This is a genomic window from Pseudomonas sp. GV085 (genome assembly GCF_003050925.1).
In the GTDB taxonomy this organism is placed as follows: domain Bacteria; phylum Pseudomonadota; class Gammaproteobacteria; order Pseudomonadales; family Pseudomonadaceae; genus Aquipseudomonas.
The window spans coordinates 60,722-75,985 of sequence record NZ_QAOV01000018.1; the positions used below are offsets into that span (position 1 = coordinate 60,722).

The window sequence follows — 15,264 nt, forward strand, 5'->3', positions numbered from 1 at the left end:
GTGGCGGCCGTTTCAAGGGAGAAAGCGGTTGCCTGGGGCTGGGCAGTCGCCGTCGGCGGCTTGGTGCTGTTCGCTCCTTTCGTGGCTTTCATAGCGTTGCTCATCCATACCAGTGGTAGCCCAGGTTGAGAACACGCTCGGGCTGGTGGCCTAGCACCGTCAGCAGAGAGCAGTTTCATTTACCTTCGCTCGATTCAGCAATGTAGAGCAGTGAGGCAATGGTTCATACACCATTGCGCGCTGACATCCACATGACCTCAAAATGCCTCCATTCCGTCATGTTTTTGCAATGAAAGCATGCAAGTCTTGTCGGCAGAAAAAGGACGTAACAGTATGTTTCAGCACGCTAATGCGCTGTTTTAATTATGGAAAATGGATTTTAAGGAAAGCCGATGTCGATGTTTTGTCAGATCATGGATAAATCTGAGAGCGGTGGGTGCGGGTGCAAGATCCCATCCTGTGTGTTAACGAAGATTCTGTCGCAAACTGCAGCAGCCAATACGGTTTCGGATGACAAGGTGGTATTGGGCTTTGAGTCTTCTGATGATTGCGCCGTCTATGACGCAGGTGAAAAATATCTTTTATTCACCACCGATTTTTTCTCCCCGATAGTCAACGATCCTTATGTCTTCGGCCAATTGGCAGCCAGCAATGCTGTAAGCGATATTTTTGCTTCAGGCGGGAGTCCGCTTATTGCCAACTCGATCATGGCGTTCGACCCGGAACTGGTTTCGGTCGAGCAAGTAACGCAGATGATCCTTGGCGCCCAGTCGGTGATGAACAAGTTCAATGTCAGCATCGTCGGTGGCCATACGATCAAGAACAGCCAGCCCTTGTACGGCTTCTCGATCATTGGTGAGGTGGAAAAACACCGTTTGAAGAAAAATAACACGGCCAGGGCCGGTGATTTGCTGGTCATGACGCGTCCAATCGGTGTCGGCATCCTCGCCAATGCCCTGAAGACCGGAGTGATTGAACAAGAGGATATTCCTGCGTCGACGCTTACCCAGATTACCGGCGACAACGCGTTTGGCCGCACGCTGAGCGAAAGTCCTGAGGTTAGCAGTTTGACTGACATCACGGGGTTCGGTTTGATCGGCCATATCAGTGAGATGGTCGGGCTGGGGCAACTGGATGTTGACCTGGATACAAGCGGTCTGGTTTTTTATGACGGCACAGAGTCATTGGCGGTGGCGGTGACTTCGGCTGACAGCGGTATTTTCTCTAACATTAAAAAGTACGCGCAGAACGTGGACTACCTGGCTGATCTTCCATTAGCTAGAAAGTTTCTGTTGCATGACCCGCAAACGAATGGCGGTTTGCTGTTCACTGTGAGTGCCGAAGGGTTTGAAAAGAACCGTCAGAAGTGGCAGGCGCTTTGCCCTGATCTGATTGTTATCGGTCGGATGACGGAAGGGACCGGCAAGATCAAGGTCTGCTGAGATGGTAGCCGTGACAATCCACCCGGTTATGGTCGGTGTGGGCGTGATGGCTGGTTTCATGTCAGGTCTGTTCGGTATCGGTGGGGGCATCATCGTGACGCCCCTGTTGGTGCTGATTTACCCGATATTGTCCGGTCAGAAACTGCCGATTGAAGTCGTGACAGGGCTGTCTTCCGCACAGGGCTTCTTTTCGTCCCTCGTGTCGTTCGCGCTGCACCGCGTCAAATTTCAGCCGGATTGGCGAGTGATCAGAAGCTTTGCCGTACCGATGGCTGTCGCCAACTTTTTTGCCTCGCTCCATGCTGATGCATTCAGCGAAAACTTCATCCTGTTCGTCTTCGGACTACTGGGGTTGATGTCGTTGGTGGTGACGTACCTGTTCCATAAACCGGTGGCCCTGTTGTGCAACCATCAATCGCTGTCGTTGCCACTGATAGGGCTGGTGCTTGGCGTATTGTGCGGGCTGGTCGGGCAGGGCGGCGGGTTCATCTACCTGCCTGTACTGATCAGCCTGTTTGGTCTGCAGATAAAGCAGGCCATTTCGACCTCGGCGCTGATCGGTATCATCGGAGCAAGTGGGGCGTTATCCGGCAGAGTGGGTTCAACCATGGATTTTCTCGGTTACACCGGTGAATTGGTACTGGGGATATTGGTGGGTGGTTTCCTCGGAGCCATGCTTTCTCATCGGCTGGACTCGAGGCATCTGAAACAGGCGCTGAATGCTTTCGTTTTGCTGTGCTCGATCCAGCTCATGCTGCGCTTGCTTATTTGACTTGTGAGTCTCTGTTCGCATTTTGCAAGCAGCATCCTGAATGACATAAAACAGAAAACTGGAAGTGTTTGATATGGATATTGCTGTGGATGCAGTTTATGCCGACGTCTGTGGTTCGGCACCGGTTTCAATGGGTGTCAGCAACATGCTTCAGGCGTTGTTTTCGACCCGCCAATGCGCCAACCCCAATGCCAATCACGCCCTCGGCGTTCAGTTGCTCGAACGAGTCGAACGGGCGCGTGGCAGCATCGCCAGCCTTTTGAAAGTGGACGCCGACTGCCTGATTTTCAACAGCGGCTCCAGTGAGGGCTGTGCCCAGGTGTTTCATAATTTTTTCGAACGCTACAAACATGAGCAACCCTTGGTGCTGTACTCAGCGATCGAACACTCCTGCACCCTGCAGAACATAAACCGCTACGGTCTGGAAGGCCTGCAAGCCATAGCGATCGGGCATCAAATGAACGGATTGCTCGACACTGAACAATTGGAGCAGTTGCTCCGTGCCCATGCGGGTCGCCCGACATTGGTTTGCGTTATGGCAGTGCATAACGAAACCGGCGTGATTCAACCGATCGAAGCAATCGCCCGACAAGTGAAGGCTGGGGGTGGTTTGCTGTTTTCGGACATGACCCAGGCCATCGGCAAAATCCCTGTGGATCTGCACGCATCCGGCGTTGATTTCGCCATTGCGTCAGGGCACAAGTTCGGGGCGTTGCCCGGTGCCGGTTTTCTGTACGCCAGAAACCGCTACGGGTTGTCGCCATTAATTGTTGGCGGCGGCCAGGAAGGCGGGTTGCGCGGTGGTACTCAGAACTATCCGGGCATTCTTTCGATTGAAACCGCGTTGCAGGAGAAACAGCACAAGTACGGCAACGGTAAAGTCGCGGTACAACAGAGCCGGGAAACGTTTGAACGTACGCTGCAAGCGATGCTGGGCGAAGTGGTCGTGATCGGTCAGCAAGCACCGCGTGTACCTTGTGTGAGTTTTATTGCATTGCCGGGGGTCAATACAAAAAAACTGCAGTGGACCTTGAACACGCAGTCGATCTACATAACCGGTGGGTCGGCATGCTCGGACAAGACGCTCAGCCTGTCCAACACGGTTACACAACTGGGATATTCCGACCGGATCGCCGGGGCCACGGTGCGCATTTCCATCGACGAAGAACAGTGCCAATTCGCGTATGAGCGGATTCTGGAGGGTATCGCTCAAGCGTTGAAGCTGTCTTCGACTGTCTCGGCAGCTCACGCTGTGGCCCACATGTTATGAGGGTGGTGACCTCAGGCTCGGCGTACCTGGACATCGACGCGTATGCCTGCTGCATTGCGTACGCCGAGCTGTTGAATCACCAAGGCGTTGATGCTCGGGCCGTCAGTAGCGCCCCGCTCAATGTCAGCATCTCCAGGACCGTGCTCGGATGGCAATCATCTCTGGACGATTATCTGCCGAGAGCGGGTGATGAGTTCGTGTTGGTGGATGTCTCCGACTACCACTATTTCGACCCGGTGGTGGTTCTTGAACAGGTGGTGGAAGTCATTGACCATCACCCAGGCTTTGAAAACTATTGGGCGCAGAATCTCGGATCTGCGGCAGACATCCTGCCGATCGGCGCAGCGGCGACTCTGATTTTTCAGCGTTGGGAAGCGGCAGAGCTGTTGCCGCTAATCAGCGAAAAAAGTGCTGTGTTGCTGGCCACGGCAATTCTGGACAATACCCTGAATTTTACAGGGCAGTTGACCACCCAATCGGATATCCGGGCTTATGAAGTCCTCGCACGGCGGGCGAAACTGGAAGCGGACTGGCCCGAGCGGTACTTCTCCGAGTGTCAAGCCACTATCGAGTCAGACCTGATTGGCGCGTTGGCGGTTGATATGAAACGGCTGAAAGCCGATAGCAACCTGCCGCAGGTTTTCGCGCAGATGGCGGTGTGGGATGCCAGTGCGCTGATCCAAACGCATCGTTCAACGATCGGTCACTGGCTGGCGGCGCAGGGTGGAGACTGGCTGTTGAACGTCATCAGCATCCGCGAGTGCAAAAGCTACTTTCTGGCTGAGCCCTTGGTCAGCCAACAAAAGTTGAGCCATTTGCTGTCGATCGAATGGCAGGCCGGAATGGCTGTGCTTGAGCGCTCACTGCTACGTAAGGAACTGTTGAAGTTGGGGCTGGCCCGCATCTCCGTTGTGAGTAAACCGCCTCTGGTTTTGTAGCCACATCGAAGGGCTGCTTTTGGCCGATTCTATTGAAAAAGTCGGCTTCGGTTTCCATTGCAGAAAAGTACGCGTCCGAGATTGAAATCCGTGCTTTGCGCAGAAGGTTCAGGGCCCAGATTTGACGTGGCAGCGCGCATAAAAGGCGTTTTCACAGTTCAATGAATAGGTAGCCGGGCCGGGTCGACTTTTTCAACAGAATCGGCCGCTAGCCGTCACTCATCAATGGTGACTAACAGCCCCCTCACATCATCGTCACACCACCGCAGCTGCAATCGTTCTGGAACGCCAAGCAAAAGCCAACACCATCAGCAGCCCCAGACCCGCCATTGCCGCTCCGGCCAGGGAAATCGCCGGATAACCCAGCCCGGTATTGATCACCGCTCCACCCAGCGCCGCACCAATCGCGTTGCCGAAGTTGAAGGCACCGATGTTCACCGCCGAGGCCAGATTGGGCGCGTCCTTGGCAGCCTCCATGACGCGCATCTGTAGCGGCGGCACCAGGGCGAAGCTGGCGATACCCCATATCAGGATGGCAACGGCGGCCGGTAGCGGCCAACGCATCAGTACGGTGAACGCCAGCAAGACGAGAATCAGCACGCTCAGCGAAACGATCAGGGTGCGATCTATCGAGCGGTCGGCGGCCTTGCCGCCCCACATGTTGCCCAGCGTCAACCCCACACCGAACAGCACCAGCATGGCGGTGATGTAGGCGGTGGACGCATGGGTCTCGCTGCTGAGGATCGGCGCGATGTAGGTGAAGACGGTAAACATTGCACCCGAGCCGACTACGGTCAGGGCCAACGCCCCCAGCACCGGGCCACGGCCCAGTACCCGAATTTCGGCCAGTACACCGACGCTTTGCGGCGCCTGCAGGTTGGGCAAGGCGAACCACAACGCGATCATGGCCACCACGCCGAGACCGGTAATACCCCAGAATGCGGTGCGCCAGCCGAACAGTTCGCCAAACCAGGCGGCCAGCGGCACACCGCCGATGGTCGCCAGGGTCAGGCCCATGAACATTGCCGCAACCGCCCCGGCACGTTTCTCCGGGGCGACCACGCTAGCGGCGACGATGGAGCCAACGCCAAAGAACGCACCGTGGTTCAGTGAGGTCACCACCCTGGCGACCATGAGGCTGTAGTAATCGGTAGCCAGGGCTGACATCAGATTGCCCAGGGTGAAAATCGCCATGAGTCCGATCAGCAGATAGCGCCGGGGAATCCTGCCGGTGGTCAGGGTCATCAGCGGCGCGCCGAGCAGCACGCCCAAGGCGTAAGCACTGACCAACAGACCTGCGGCGGGAATGGAAACGCCGAGATCCGCAGCGATGCCCGGCAACATGCCCATGGGGGCGAACTCGGTAACGCCGATGCCAAAGGCACCAATGGCGAGTGCGACAAGTGGTGGATTGATACGCATGGAAGGCTCCTTATCTATGCCGCTAATGCTACGATCCAACCTTTTCAGGCGGTAGATAGCATTTCTGGCAATCACCTTTGCGTAAGGAGCACAAATGGACTTCAACGGCAGGTCAGGTGAAATGGGCGTGTTCGCCACCGTGGCGCAGGAAGGCAGTCTGTCGGCCGCCGCGCGTGCATTGGGGCTGACACCCTCGGCGGTCGGTCGGATCATCGCGCGTACCGAACAACGTCTTGGCACCCGCCTGCTGTTGCGCACCACCCGAGCGATCACCTTCACCGCCGAGGGCGAGGCTTTCCTGCGCGGCGCCCGGCGTATCCTGGCCGACATGGCCGAGGTCGAAGAAGCCATCGCCGACCAGGGCGTACCAAGGGGCCGATTGCGGGTCAGCGCCGCCCTTGGCCATGGGCGGCTGGCCATCGTTCCCTTGGTGGCAGCATTCAGCGCCCGTTACCTGAACATTGTCGTCGACCTCACCCTCGGCGACGAAGTGGTCGACATTCTCGGCGGCCAGGCCGACGTCGCGGTACGCTTTGGCCATCTGCCCGACAGCCCGCTGACCGCGCGCAGGATCGGCGACACCGGCCAGGTAGTGGTGGCATCGCCCGAGTATCTGCAGCGCCACGGCATCCCCCAGGAACCGGAAGACCTGCTACGGCACAACTGCCTACGCTTCAACTTCCGGCGTGCCGAACCCAACTGGCCGTTCATCCGCGACGGAAGAGAGTTTTCCCTGAAGGTCAGCGGCAACATCGAATGCAGCAGTGGTGAAGCGCTGGCACAACTCGCGCGAGTAGGTGCCGGCATTGCGCGTATTGGCGAGTTCAGCGTGAGCGAAGATCTGCAGCGCGGTGACCTGATACCGCTGCTGGAAGCCTGGAACCCCGGCGACCAGGAACCGATTCATGCGGTGTTCGTAGGTGGCTCGGCAATGCCGGCGCGGGTGCGGTTGTTCGTGGACTTCTTGTTGGAACATCACCGGATGTAAGCGGTGGCGTCACTTGATCCTTCCGGGTGCTCGTGATGCTGTTCGCATTAAGCAAGTAGTGACCAACACATCGTTGGGCGCGCTATCAGTGGGTGGTCTGCCTGACTGGAACAATCGGGAGCCATGGCATTGATGTCTCGTTTGCACGTCGTAAATGGCCGAGATTGACCGATGGCTATTCGTGAGAGGCCGCTTTCGGCCGAGGTTGTGTAAAAACGTCTTAGAGCAGGTTTGACGGTCACAACTAGAACGAAAATCGCGTTCCTAAGCAAATTTCAGGTCGACTAACTAGCCAAGCGCTGGCAGATTTTACGTAGCAACGCAGACTTCCAAACGGTGTCTGCGTTTTTACACACTCTGGGCCAGAAGCGGTCAGTCGCTCAAAACACTTAAAAACCACTGATTGCCAAAGTAATCAGGATCCGAAAATAGCTCACTCGGTCGAAGGGACGGATGCTTTGCTGCCCAAGCGGATTAGTTCATTGGAGAAACACAGCCCGACGATGATCAGTGCCGCTCCCGCGTACAGGCTTTCGCGCGGTACTTCATGGAGCGCCACAAACGCCAGCAGCGCGGCGAACAGCGGCTCGGTCAGTTCCAGCGCCTGCACTTGGGATGGCTTGAGATATTCGATGGCCTTGGTGGTGCAGAAGAAGCCGAGGATGGTCGGCAGCGCGGCCAGCGCCAGCAGTGCAGCGATCGCCAATGGCGACAGCTCGCCGATCACGAAACCATCGGCCGCAGCCGGCATCAGCAGGTACAGGCTGCCAAAAAACAGCAATTGCCGGGTGAGGTGCAGCCCCCCGGATACGCCCATCCGCTTCATGGCAACCGAAAAGGCCCCATAACCGCAGCCGGCCATGGAGGCAAGCGCAGCGCCTTGCAGGGTAAAGCCCTGTTGCAGGTCGGCGCCAAAGATCACCGCGATCCCGGCGATGGCCAGTGCGGCGCCCACGGTCGCGTTCGCGGTGATGGCATCCTTGAGGAAAATGCGCCCCAGGATGATCGAGGAAATCGAGGCACTGGCCATCAGCACCACCACTACACCTGCTGCGGCGTAATGCCGGTAGGCGGACGTTTCGAAATGGAACAGCACGAAGATGCCAAGGAAGGCGCAGATAGCCGCCTGAGTCCATTTGGCCGTAGACGCCGGGCGCTTGAGGAAAAGCAACAGGATTGAAAGTAGCAGGCAACCCAGCAGGGTCTTGATGACGGCCACACTGCTGGCAGTGAAACCATTACTCATGAGTACTTTGCTGAGTACACCGATCGTTGCGTTCAGTGCCGCAGCGGAGAGTGCAAACATGACGCCTTTGCTGAAAGTAGATTGCATTGATGACGATCCCTGTCGCTGATTTGTCGTTCGATAGAATGCCGCCCCACATCGACGGCGCAAAGTTTGAGGATACGAAGATCCCACCAACCCCAGTATTTATTGGGGCATAAGCTGGTTCGCCCAGTAGGATGCTGTAGGCCTTCTTGAAGTTCCAGTACGAAATGGCAGAAAAAAGATAGTGGATCAGGTGGACGTTCACTCCCATGCATCGCTGTGAAGTAGTGCTCAAGCGTATGGCTGAGGCGATTGAGTGTTAGTTAAACATACCCCCAAGCCAGAGGCGATTATGCACCCTGTTCTCCCGGCATAGGATCGACAATGACTCGACAATGACTCGACAAGGGCCGATTTCAAGCACGATGGTTGCACTTCTAAGTTGATGAATCCGCATTACTTACCTTAGGAAAGTCCATTTAATCGGGGGCTAACGGCTTTGTCGCCCCCAAGAGAAGTCAGCGGGCCTTGCCCTTGGCTATGCAATATGAGTTGACGAACGTTGCAGTGTGCTGCAAAGACTGGCGTATATCCGGTTTGGCTATTCCATGCCTGTTGGCAAATTGCTCGACCGCCGCTGTATCAAAACGAGTGGTCTGGATAAAGTCCAAGGCTTCGGGTTTTGTATTCAAAAAACGCGCGACGGGAGGAATACTCAGTAGCAACTTCAGCAATCGCAGCGGAATGTGATGCTTGGGAGACTTTACGCCAACGGGTTTTGCCACCTGTACCAGGAGTTCTCGCAAGTTGGGAGTCTGGTCATCAAGCGCCAGCAGTTCCTGACCCACCATGGCAGGATCAAAAGCACAAACCGCCACCAGTTCAACCAGGTAATCCACGGTAACCAGTGGTAGCCAGTGCTCGGCGGTACCGGGCACTGCAGTCAGCTTTCCCTGTACAAGGTTGCGTATCAGCTCCACCAGCGGCTGACCATCAAGGATATGCCCCGTGCGGCTGTGGCCACAAACCGTCGCGGGGTGGACAACGGTAATCTCCCCGCCCTTGGCGAACATGACCTCCAGGGTCGCAAAATGCGCCTCCAACTTGCTCCCCTCGTAACCACCGACATGCCGGTAGACGGCAGGCCAATTCGTCAACTCCGGATAACGAGGATCAATCCCGATGCGTTGCAGATGTTCATGATTTTTCAGCATGTAGCCGCCAATCATCACTAACCGGCTTTTTTGCTCAGCCGCCAACAGCGCCACGCGCTTTGCCCCTTCCACATTCACCGCACGAGAATGCTCCACTGAAAGCCCCCATGCGAAGTGGGCGCCCAGGTGGAATATGACTCTGGCGCTCCTTAGCACTTCTCGGTCAGCAAGACTCAGCCCGAGGTTGTCCCGTTCCAGATCGCCAGCTACGGCAAATACCCGGGTTGCGCACCCTCCCAAACTGTCGACTTGCTCGCGCAGTGCAGCCAGTCGCTCTGGGCGACGCATCAACACCCGAATGGTGTGACCTTTTGCACTCAGGTACGCCACCAAATGTTGACCGACGAAGCCGGTACCCCCCGTGACAAAGCACTCCACGCTCATTTCCCTGTTCCTTGTTAAGGTGAGAAATCGATCGTAAACTATCGACCCAACTCTATAGTCAAGCGGTGTTTTAATGAAAGTCGGCGAACTCGAGGCCCGCAGCGGCGCCAGCCGCCATACGCTGCGTTACTACGAACAAATCGGCCTGATCTCAGCGCTGCGGGGAACTAACAACTATCGCCATTACACAGTGCAAACTCTGCAGGATCTGGACTTTATCCAGCGCGCGCAAAGCATGGGGTTTTCCCTGGGGGAAATAGGCGAGATTCTGGATGCGCAGCGGAACAAGCTGATCGATTGTGCTGACGGCGCTAAGCTAATTGAAAAGAAGATGGCAGAAATCAAACAGAAAATCGCCAACCTCCAAAACATTTATCGGTATCTGGATGAAGAGCGTGCAAACCTCGAAGCCAGTGCTGCCAAGCAACTTGAGCTTCAGCAGCTGAACAACTCTTCCAACTGAACTGTCAGCATCTGGGAAACGGAAGCTGCAGCCTGCTTCCAGTTTCAAGCCCATCGCTTACGCATTTTCTAAAACCTTCTGGCCAGGCCCTGGACAGTAAGCGTCCGCCCAAAAGACCTTGCGTGGTTAAACGGGCGCCCATCTATGCGGCAGCAACTCGATAATCTCACTCGGCCGCTGCATCACCATGGCTCGTGATGACACGTGCTCGCCATGGGCAACGTCGCGAACACGGAGCTTGGTTAAGTCGCAGGCTCGAAGCTTGCTGTCGATGGCTAGATCGAAGAGAGCCAGATCCCGGGTTCTTTCGGCAATTTGAAGCCTTACTCGGATGGCCCGGATATCTCTCAGTCGAAGCGGGGTTTTCTTCCCGACCAATTTTCCCTTGTTCCAAGGCTGACGGCTGCAGGCGGCGATGATGTTCATGGCAAGTCCTCCACGTGTGGGAGTACAAGGATGGCTAGCCAGAGCAATGGTCGCTAACCGGCCAGAAGCGGACCTTCGCAAACCGGCCGCGAGGGACCGCTCCTGGCAGTTAACTACCTGCCAAGAATTGCCATAAGCACCCCATTCATGGCTTGAAGGTCGCCTGTTGCTCACGTCCCCAGGGCCTGATCCGCGCTTTTTCGCCCCACCTGCCACTTTCGCCACAATCGGCGTGGATCTAAAGTCAGGGGCGCACCTTCAGGGGACTTCCAGTCATGTACAGCTCGCTTGCCTTACCGAGCACCGCTCGCCAATTGCATGACCGGATCTATGCTGGCGAGATCATTCGCTTCGCTGACCTGCAGCCCATGACGGCGCTGGTGGAATATACGCGTGCGTTCCTCGAAGACGCGCTGCATCCCTGGTCACCGCAACAGATCCATCGCCATTTGAGCCACCCTGAGCAGATTGAGCGCTTTGCGAAAATTCAGAACGACTTCGCAGGCTCGGCTGAGGTCCAGCAGCGTTGGCGGGACGTCGTGCAAAGCCTTGGCATCGCCCCTGATACCCTGGCGTGCGATCGCCTGCATTTGCGTTTTCAGCCGCATTGCGAGCCAGGGCAGTCAACGCCGCGTGCCCGCACGACGGCCACCATCGCGTTTCACCGCGATACCTGGGGGTCGAATATCTATGCACAAACCAACTGGTGGGCGCCCATCTATCCCATCACGGCAGGGCGTACCGTCGCCTTGTATCCAGGCCTATGGCAGCGACCGCTGGGTAATTCGAGTGCAGATTTCGATATGCGCGCCATTTTGCAGCGATCCCATCGACACGGCCGCAATGCCGTGGATGCCGACGAAGCCATTCCGCATCTGCTGGAAGCGATCGGCCCGCAGGAGGGGATTGCCGTCGATATTGCTCCGGGGAGCCTGATCGCCTTTTCCGGGGCTCATGCCCATGCCGGCGTCGGCAATAGCACCGGGCTGACACGCATCTCTTTCGAGACCCGATCAATACTCATCGCCGACCTGTTGGCCGGATTGGGAGCGCCCAATGTCGATGGTCACGCGCCGTGGAAGACTATTGGACTGTTTCGCCGAATGAGCGATGCGCAACGCCTGAACGAGATCCTTGGCTGCGGCTTTATCGAGCCCTATCTGCGGCCAGCAGAGCCCTGACGCTGGCGCCGGTAGTCGCTTGGGGAAAGACCGGTGTGCTTGCGATCGGGCCAAGATCCAAATCGCTGTCAGCGCAATGACTTCTGGTAATAGAGCCGGGTATGTCCCGGTGGATAGTCTGCCAGGCGTCCGAATTCGGAATAGCCAAGTTTTTGATAAAAAACGGGTGCCTGAAAGCTGAAGGTCTCCAGCCAGATACCAGTGCAGTTCTTTTTATGTGCAACCTCTTCGGCCATGCGCATTAGCCGCTCTCCGATACCTTGGCCACGCATCGACTCGGGAACGCTGACAAGCTCGATGAGCAGCCATCGATATGAGACCTTGCCGTACAGCCCGCCGATAACTTCATTGCTGTCAGGGTCTCGTAGCAACAGGGCAAATGTTTCATGGGCGTCGTCCCCACCGTTGGCCAGATTATGGGCCAGCAAAGGGGTCAAAATGCCTAACCGCTCTTCTTCAGTCGCATTTTCCGAAAGCTGAATTTCTACAGACATGGCGCTCTCCCTGAGCTATGAGTAACTGGGTCAACAAGGTAGCCCATTTCTGTCACCCCATGGTAAATCGGCAAATGCATCAATCGTCCGATTTTTGATGGGCTGGATGGCTGCTCTTGGCCGATCTCTGCCTCTCACGACCGACGGAAATCGACCCATTGCAGGCGATCGCAGCCAATACAGTTACGGTCAGTTTGCCAGCGCCGAGAGTCGCATCGTGCAAGATCTACCCGGTTGCCTGCACTTGAGCATCACGCTGAGTCAATGCCTGTTGCAACCGCCAAACCACCGCTACACCAGGACAATACGTTTCAGCTTGGCGTTCAGTGCGGCGAACGCCGCTTCGGTACTGGCCTTGTGGTTGGTGATGAGCACGTCGATGCGTTCTGGCGGGCAGAAAGCGACGCGGCTCTCCACGCCAATCTTGCTGTAATCGGCGAGGATGACTACGCCTTCGGCATTGTCGGCCATGGCGCGCGCCACTTCGGCTTCGCGGTGGTCGTAGCTGCTGGCACCGCGCTGGGCGTCGATGCCGACCGGCGACAACAGCGCCAGGTCGGCCCGATAGCGGGCAATTTCCGCCACCGTGGTGCTGCCGACCGTCGCCGGCGCACGATCGTCGAGTGAACCGCCCAGTACGAGCACCTCGTTGTGCCGACCGCCCGACGCCGCGGGGTTGCGCAGTTGCAGTGCCACGTTGAACGAGTTGGTGATCACGGTCAGCCCTCCCAGCTTGGCCAACTCTTCGGCAAGGATGACGGTGGTGGTGCCCGCGTCGATGAACACTGTCTGCCCATGTGACAGCAGACTGACCGCGGCGCGCGCGAGGTCACGCTTGAACTTGACGTTGCTTTGCGCCCGCTCGGCGATGGGCGCTTCGTCCTCAACGCGGATGGCGCCGCCGTGTATCCGCTTCAACTCTCCCTGTTCTTCCAGAGCGACCAGGTCGCGCCGCACAGTCTCGCGAGAAACATTCAGCTCCGTGACGATGCGGTCGGTGGTGACGCGCTGCAAGGTCGATAGCAGTGCGCGGATCCGCTGGTAACGCTCTTCTTGCCACATACCGGGTGTCCCTGCTGTTCGAGTCGCTGTCCGAGCACGCATTGTGGAGGGGCGTCAGTCGCTGTCAAGTTTGGCGCGGCCCCAGGATCATTGAGCTGACACGGTCTGCGCGTCATGTTTGTGTAATATTGAGGCAATATTGTTTTTTTGTGTATTTGGAGCTAGCCTCGTGGCCGGACGGGCTCTTCCCCTCGTTCGTATTTTGAAACACGCTTTCGCCATCGCCTCGGTTGTAACCTCTCGTCTAGAAGTAGGAGCTATGCCATGCAGCGTCGCCAGTTTCTGAACACCCTCGCCACCGTTTCCGTCGTCTCTCCGCTGTTGTTGTCATCCCGTATAACGCAAGCCGCCACGCCTGCGGCCACACCGAGTGCGCTGGACCCAGTGCGCTGGTCGCCGCTTAACCAAAAGCGTCTGCAAGCGGTGATCGATGAGCACGGCGTCAAAAGCGCGTCCTACCGTCCTGACCAGCGCCCATACGCGGTGTTCGACTGGGACAACACCTGCATCATGAACGACTGTGAAGAAGCGCTGCTGGTCTACCAGATCAATCATTTGCAGTACAAGCTGACGCCTGATGAGTTCGCTGCTGTGGTGCGTCAGGACGTGCCGAACGGCGCGTTCATGAAGGACTACACCACGGTGGACGGCAAGCCGGTCAAGATGGAAGACATCGCCAGCGATGTGGAAGCGGATTACCGCTGGTTGCACGCCAACTACAAGGGGCTCGCTGGCGACAAGAGCCTGGAAGAGATCCAGGCTAGCGAGCAGTACAAGGATTTTCTCGCCAAGCTCTACTTCATGTACGACGCGATCTGCGACAGTTACCCCGTGGAGATCGGCTACAAGTGGATTCTGTATTTCTACAAGAACATGACCACGGCTGAGTTGCAGGCGATGGCCGAGGCTTCCAACAACTACGCCATCGGCGACGCGCTGCGCAAGGTCAAGTACGAGAGTTCGCGCACATTACCGGGCAGGGCCGGGGTGGTGGCCGCTACCCACTTCCATGGCATTCGAATCCATGAGGAGATTCGTGGCCTGATGCACACGCTGCGCGCCAACGGCATCGACGTCTATGTCAGCACCGCCTCGATCGACGATGTGGTACGCGTGTTCGCGGGCAATCCTCATTACGGATACGGCGTGCCGCCTGAGAACGTGATCGGCCTGCGCATGGCGATGGAAGACGGCAAGTACACCACTCGCTATCAGCCAGACTGGCACTTCAATTACGGTCCGGGCAAGACCGTCGGCATCAAGAACGTGCTGGTTAAACAGAAGGGCTATGGCCCGGTGTTGGTGGCTGGCGACAGCGATGGCGATGCCTGGATGCTGCGCGACTTCAACGATACGGCGGTGGGGGTGATCGTCAACCGCATGAAGAAGGGCGAGATCGGCACCGACAGCCAGCAGGCCGCTACCCAACTGGGCAAGCCGGACGCCCGCTTCGTCCTGCAGGGGCGCGACGAGCACACCGGCCTGATGATTCCAGACGAGAAATCGCTCAAGTACGGTAAAGACGAGCTTAAGCTGCTGGCTTGATGGCACTGGCTCGCGGGTGGCCGGCGGCCATCGGCGAGCCGCAGTGCAACTCGCCTTGTATCTGCGGGAATGATGATTCTGCGTCGGAAAATCGGTACCGCTGCCGGCCCGAGTGAGTCTGTAAGTAGTATCGAGTCAAAATTGTGAGTTGCCCCAGGTTTTCGAGGCGCGCCCCACAGGCCGCTTTTGGCCGCTTTCTGCCTGTCACGACCGACCGAAATCGACCCAATATAGCTGTCGGTCGTACAGGATTTACAATCGGAGGCTCAGATGAACTGCCCGGTAGCCTTCAAGACGGTGCATCCAAGGCGGCCACGTCGAACAGGCATTTCAATCGCGACCTGAGCAAACACGGCTAGGCGCGGGCACGCCGGTATAGTCGACTCTATTGCC

The 15,264-nt window shown here is 57.1% G+C and carries 13 protein-coding genes and 1 pseudogene; 8 read left to right on the forward strand and 6 right to left on the reverse strand.

What is annotated here, in order from left to right; all coding sequences use genetic code 11:
* The first annotated feature begins 392 nt into the window (after nt 1-392).
* The 4 genes from selD to C8K63_RS27330 all read left to right on the forward strand — a co-directional run bounded on the left by selD (nt 393) and on the right by C8K63_RS27330 (nt 4,422).
* Nucleotides 393-1,442: a selenide, water dikinase SelD gene (gene selD / locus C8K63_RS27315; RefSeq protein WP_108219516.1), complete on the forward strand. Its 1,050-nt coding sequence runs from the start codon at nt 393-395 to the stop codon at nt 1,440-1,442.
* A 1-nt stretch (nt 1,443) separates the two neighbouring features.
* On the forward strand, nt 1,444-2,214 hold the full coding sequence (locus tag C8K63_RS27320) for a sulfite exporter TauE/SafE family protein (protein WP_108219517.1): 771 nt from the start codon (nt 1,444-1,446) through the stop codon (nt 2,212-2,214).
* Between the two features lie 85 nt (nt 2,215-2,299).
* The gene (locus C8K63_RS27325) at nt 2,300-3,484 is read left to right on the forward strand and encodes a cysteine desulfurase family protein (RefSeq protein ID WP_256595027.1); all 1,185 of its coding nucleotides are present in this window, start codon (nt 2,300-2,302) and stop codon (nt 3,482-3,484) included.
* The gene (locus tag C8K63_RS27330; protein WP_108219519.1) at nt 3,481-4,422 is read left to right on the forward strand and encodes a bifunctional oligoribonuclease/PAP phosphatase NrnA; all 942 of its coding nucleotides are present in this window, start codon (nt 3,481-3,483) and stop codon (nt 4,420-4,422) included. Before C8K63_RS27325 ends, C8K63_RS27330 begins: the two co-directional genes overlap by 4 nt.
* A gap of 255 nt (nt 4,423-4,677) precedes the next feature.
* On the opposite strand, the gene C8K63_RS27335 is transcribed toward C8K63_RS27330, so the two are convergent.
* Nucleotides 4,678-5,844: an MFS transporter gene (locus tag C8K63_RS27335; protein WP_108219520.1), complete on the reverse strand. Its 1,167-nt coding sequence runs from the start codon at nt 5,842-5,844 to the stop codon at nt 4,678-4,680.
* A gap of 94 nt (nt 5,845-5,938) precedes the next feature.
* Here C8K63_RS27335 and C8K63_RS27340 point away from each other — a divergent pair, with 94 nt between their 5' ends.
* Nucleotides 5,939-6,832 carry a LysR family transcriptional regulator gene (locus C8K63_RS27340; protein WP_108219521.1) on the forward strand — a complete coding sequence of 298 codons (894 nt, stop codon included), beginning with the start codon at nt 5,939-5,941 and terminating at the stop codon, nt 6,830-6,832.
* A gap of 433 nt (nt 6,833-7,265) precedes the next feature.
* Here C8K63_RS27340 and C8K63_RS27345 read toward each other — a convergent pair whose 3' ends face one another.
* Both C8K63_RS27345 and C8K63_RS27355 read right to left on the reverse strand, forming a co-directional pair.
* Nucleotides 7,266-8,165, reverse strand: a complete 900-nt coding sequence (locus C8K63_RS27345; RefSeq protein ID WP_108219522.1) for a DMT family transporter — start codon at nt 8,163-8,165, stop codon at nt 7,266-7,268.
* A gap of 455 nt (nt 8,166-8,620) precedes the next feature.
* Entirely contained in the window at nt 8,621-9,700 is a 1,080-nt protein-coding gene (locus C8K63_RS27355; RefSeq protein WP_108219523.1) for an SDR family oxidoreductase, read from the reverse strand.
* Nucleotides 9,701-9,773: 73 nt separating this feature from the next.
* Here C8K63_RS27355 and C8K63_RS27360 point away from each other — a divergent pair, with 73 nt between their 5' ends.
* Complete coding sequence (locus tag C8K63_RS27360; RefSeq protein WP_108219524.1) at nt 9,774-10,163, forward strand: MerR family transcriptional regulator; 390 nt, start codon at nt 9,774-9,776, stop codon at nt 10,161-10,163.
* A gap of 174 nt (nt 10,164-10,337) precedes the next feature.
* Here the strand turns inward: C8K63_RS27360 and C8K63_RS27365 are convergent.
* A pseudogene (locus C8K63_RS27365) lies at nt 10,338-10,589 on the reverse strand (integrase); the annotation flags it as partial.
* Between the two features lie 275 nt (nt 10,590-10,864).
* Here C8K63_RS27365 and C8K63_RS27370 point away from each other — a divergent pair.
* Complete coding sequence (locus C8K63_RS27370) at nt 10,865-11,770, forward strand: hypothetical protein (protein WP_108219526.1); 906 nt, start codon at nt 10,865-10,867, stop codon at nt 11,768-11,770.
* Nucleotides 11,771-11,838: 68 nt separating this feature from the next.
* Here C8K63_RS27370 and C8K63_RS27375 read toward each other — a convergent pair whose 3' ends face one another.
* A complete protein-coding gene (locus C8K63_RS27375; protein WP_108219527.1) occupies nt 11,839-12,264 on the reverse strand; it encodes a GNAT family N-acetyltransferase in 426 nt (141 codons plus the stop codon).
* 291 nt (nt 12,265-12,555) lie between these two features.
* The gene (locus C8K63_RS27380) at nt 12,556-13,326 is read right to left on the reverse strand and encodes a DeoR/GlpR family DNA-binding transcription regulator (RefSeq protein ID WP_108219528.1); all 771 of its coding nucleotides are present in this window, start codon (nt 13,324-13,326) and stop codon (nt 12,556-12,558) included.
* A gap of 264 nt (nt 13,327-13,590) precedes the next feature.
* Here C8K63_RS27380 and C8K63_RS27385 point away from each other — a divergent pair, with 264 nt between their 5' ends.
* Entirely contained in the window at nt 13,591-14,871 is a 1,281-nt protein-coding gene (locus C8K63_RS27385; protein WP_108219529.1) for an HAD family hydrolase, read from the forward strand.
* The last annotated feature ends 393 nt before the right edge of the window (nt 14,872-15,264 follow it).

Excerpts from the sequence above, each read along its gene's own strand:
- C8K63_RS27370 (WP_108219526.1), top strand. The coding sequence starts at position 10,865 with ATGTACAGCTCGCTTGCCTTACCGAGCACCGCTCGCCAATTGCATGAC.
- C8K63_RS27330 (WP_108219519.1), top strand. The coding sequence starts at position 3,481 with ATGAGGGTGGTGACCTCAGGCTCGGCGTACCTGGACATCGACGCGTAT.
- selD (WP_108219516.1), top strand. The coding sequence starts at position 393 with ATGTCGATGTTTTGTCAGATCATGGATAAATCTGAGAGCGGTGGGTGC.
- C8K63_RS27380 (WP_108219528.1), bottom strand. The coding sequence starts at position 13,326 with ATGTGGCAAGAAGAGCGTTACCAGCGGATCCGCGCACTGCTATCGACC.
- C8K63_RS27375 (WP_108219527.1), bottom strand. The coding sequence starts at position 12,264 with ATGTCTGTAGAAATTCAGCTTTCGGAAAATGCGACTGAAGAAGAGCGG.
- C8K63_RS27360 (WP_108219524.1), top strand. The coding sequence starts at position 9,774 with ATGAAAGTCGGCGAACTCGAGGCCCGCAGCGGCGCCAGCCGCCATACG.
- C8K63_RS27355 (WP_108219523.1), bottom strand. The coding sequence starts at position 9,700 with ATGAGCGTGGAGTGCTTTGTCACGGGGGGTACCGGCTTCGTCGGTCAA.
- C8K63_RS27345 (WP_108219522.1), bottom strand. The coding sequence starts at position 8,165 with ATGCAATCTACTTTCAGCAAAGGCGTCATGTTTGCACTCTCCGCTGCG.
- C8K63_RS27335 (WP_108219520.1), bottom strand. The coding sequence starts at position 5,844 with ATGCGTATCAATCCACCACTTGTCGCACTCGCCATTGGTGCCTTTGGC.
- C8K63_RS27385 (WP_108219529.1), top strand. The coding sequence starts at position 13,591 with ATGCAGCGTCGCCAGTTTCTGAACACCCTCGCCACCGTTTCCGTCGTC.
- C8K63_RS27340 (WP_108219521.1), top strand. The coding sequence starts at position 5,939 with ATGGACTTCAACGGCAGGTCAGGTGAAATGGGCGTGTTCGCCACCGTG.
- C8K63_RS27320 (WP_108219517.1), top strand. The coding sequence starts at position 1,444 with ATGGTAGCCGTGACAATCCACCCGGTTATGGTCGGTGTGGGCGTGATG.